General features: G+C 61.1%; 2 protein-coding genes. One reads left to right on the top strand and one right to left on the bottom strand.

Annotation, left to right across the window (positions count from 1 at the left end; translation table 11 throughout):
* Positions 1–1,193: 1,193 nt before the first annotated feature.
* Positions 1,194–2,639, top strand: a complete 1,446-nt coding sequence (locus tag M0954_RS00355; protein ID WP_122155870.1) for a sigma-54 dependent transcriptional regulator — start codon at positions 1,194–1,196, stop codon at positions 2,637–2,639.
* Positions 2,640–2,679: 40 nt separating this feature from the next.
* Here M0954_RS00355 and M0954_RS00350 read toward each other — a convergent pair.
* A partial coding sequence (locus M0954_RS00350; RefSeq protein ID WP_297351030.1) for a DUF3734 domain-containing protein occupies positions 2,680–3,041 on the bottom strand: 362 nt, incomplete at its 5' end.

Below are 3,041 nucleotides of genomic sequence, written 5' to 3'. Positions count from 1 at the left end.
GGCGGCGCAGCAAACTGGCAAGGCCGCTTTGAGGGGACCCGCGCCGAAACTGTTTCAGTGCTGCGACTGGCCAAAAACGAAAAATTTGCGGGGTCCGAATCGTCGCATCGGTAAGCCGTGACCGTTCAGCACGGCAGTTGCGCTGTAATGCTTGACACAGGCCATGCAGCGCTTACTGACTTCGTCACACACGATTCACAAAACGCGATCGGCGAGCGTTATGTGCGCTACCGTACGAAGTCCAAAGTGTCTCAATTGTGAGACAGTCGCCGGGCGGGATAACCTGTGAGTCGAACGGTCCAATTTGCCCGATCAGAGCGTTCGAGGCGCTGTCCGTTGGATGGCACGTCGCAGGCCGGCCACTTCGCGCGACGCGAAGCGCCGACGCTCTACCCATTTTCCGACGATGCGCGCCCGCGACCGTCACCCGCTTCAAAGAAGTCTTAAGAGCGGCCTCTACCAAGGCGCTCGCGCCCCTCGCCGGTTTAAACCAACCGGCAATACTGGCCCAGGCAAACAGACCGGTACTGGGGAGTTTCTACCGCGCAAAGGTTTGCGCGATTTGACGTGTAATGGAATTGAAGCGGTGATTCGGTCATAAAAGTATTTGTCCGGTCAAACATTCCGCTTAACGAATTAACAATTTCTCAAGAATAGGCTTTCCGGCTTTCTCAGGAATGAGACAGAATTGATACACAACTCGCAACTAGCCGCCTATACTGGCCTTCCACGACATCTGCAGACCCTGCTGCCTCGTGCACCACGGCGCGGGCTGCGAATGGCACGTCGGAGGTTGCGGCCCAATTGCCGTATCCAGATTTGCGCGTATGGCAAGTGCAATTGTTTTGATCTATCTTTGGCCCATGCGTCGCATAGAGCGCAATACAGAGAGACCGACGAAAAACACGTCGACAGTCGAACACCGGGGAATGAAATGAACAATAAACGTTCGTATGAACAAAATAATCGGCGTGCCATTGATTTCTCAATGAGCGGCCGAGACGCTTGCGGGCGCGATCGCTTTGGATGCGCCCACAACCAGTCTGCACGGCCAGCCTCGTTGGCGGCCTCGCATGGAGCGCAACGCGCGATCCAAAGTCCCGTGGGGACGGGTCTATCCAGGCCGGTGATCCGGCCTGAAGCATGCTTGTATGACCCAGCAACCGCGAGCGCCGCATCGAACCGGGGTTAACATGACTAAAACTGACACGCCACATGACGCAGACCGCACGGTGCTCTGCGTTTCAAGCAAACCCGACGAAATTCTCACCAAGTTTCTGGCCGCCTGCGGCTGGCAGGTCGTCCACGCCAAGACGACTGCGCTTGCAGAACGTGTGATCGAGCGCGACAACATCAAGGTCGGCCTGATCGAACTGCCGGAAGACTGCTCGACGCAATATCTGTCGGCGCTCGAGGCATGCATGCGCCGGGTGGAGACCAACTGGGTCGCGCAGATCGCGCCGGGCCAGGCCGACCACGAACCGGTCAGCCGTTTCATCCTCGATTATTGTTTCGATTTTGTCACCACTCCGTGCCTGAACGAGCGGCTCATTTTCGCGTTGGGGCACGCCCATGGCCTGTCGAGCCTGCGCAAGGCGCGCGTGACGCCCGAGGCTTCGCTGGGCCGCCACGAAATGGTCGGCCAATGCGAAGCCATGCAACAGCTCTACCGCTACATCGACAAATGCGCGGTCACCGATGCACCGGTGTTTGTCGCTGGCGAGTCGGGCACCGGCAAGGAGTTGACGGCGCGGGCCATCCACGTGCGCTCGCCGCGCTCGGCCCAGTCCTTCGTCGCAATCAACTGCGCGGCCATCCCGCCTACTCTTCTGCAGGCCGAACTGTTCGGCCATGAACGTGGCGCCTTCACGGGCGCGGTGCAGCGCAAGATCGGCAGGATCGAGACCGCGCATCAAGGCACGCTCTTTCTCGACGAGATCGGCGACATGCCTCACGAGTGCCAGGCAGTGCTGCTGCGCTTCCTGCAGGAAGGCACCATCGAGCGCCTGGGCGGCAGCAACGAAATCAAGGTGGACGTGCGGGTGATCTCGGCGACCCACGTCGATCTGGAAAAGGCGGTCGAAGACGGCCGCTTCCGTTCCGACCTGTATCACCGCCTGTGCGTGCTGCGTCTGATCGAACCGCCGCTGCGGGACCGTGGCAATGACATCAAGCTGCTCGCCAACTACGCGCTCAGCATGTACCGGCAGGATGGGGCACGCAAGATTCGAGGTTTTTCGAGCGATGCGGTGGTGGCGATGTCCCGCTACGGCTGGCCCGGCAACGTCCGCGAGTTGATCAATTGCGTGCGCCGGGCAGTCGTCATGAGCGAGGGCCGTTTCATTACCGCGGCAGACCTGGGCCTGCCACAGACGGCGAATGTGCCGGCTGTGACGCTCGCCGAGATTCGCAGCAAGGCGGAGAAGGACGCGATCGTGCAGGCGCTACAACGCCACGGCTACAAGCTGACCGAGGCGGCCGCGGATCTCGGCGTCTCGCGCGCCACGCTTTACCGGCTGATGCACGCTAACCGCATCAATCAGGATGGCACCGCGCGCTCCGCGGACGCATCCCCGGCGCAAGACGACGAAGACAGTGAGCGGGACCTACTGCGCTCGCTCACGGTTTCGAGTCACTGAATCGTCTGAGTGAATCGCTCCGCTTTGGTCGGCGCGCGGTTCAGTGCGCGTCCGGCCCGGCTTCCGGATCGGAGCGGTAGACCGCGATCCCTTCCATCGGGTCAGGCAGTTCGCGCCATGGGGCCTTCTCCAGCATCCGGGCGGTGTTTTCATAGCCGGCCGCCCAGCGCCGCTGAATGCCGCTCGATGAGAAATCGATGTCCTTATGCAGATCGTCGCCCCCGAGACGCGGCGCGTCGAGCTCGATCACTTGCATGGTAGTCCCGCAACCCCAGCCGAGCAGTTCTCTAACCGCCGGGGCATCGCGCTGATCGGCGGGGATGTACTGCTCCAGTTCACGAATGACGTGCCGCAGACGGTGAATCTGCTTTTGCCGCTCGAGGTGGCTTTCGGCCCGGCTGG

Origin of the sequence: Paraburkholderia sp. (genome assembly GCF_026225065.1) — a bacterium.
GTDB lineage: Bacteria > Pseudomonadota > Gammaproteobacteria > Burkholderiales > Burkholderiaceae > Paraburkholderia.
The sequence above is the reverse complement of the archived record's forward strand: the minus strand, read 5'-3'. Positions and strand labels throughout refer to the sequence as shown.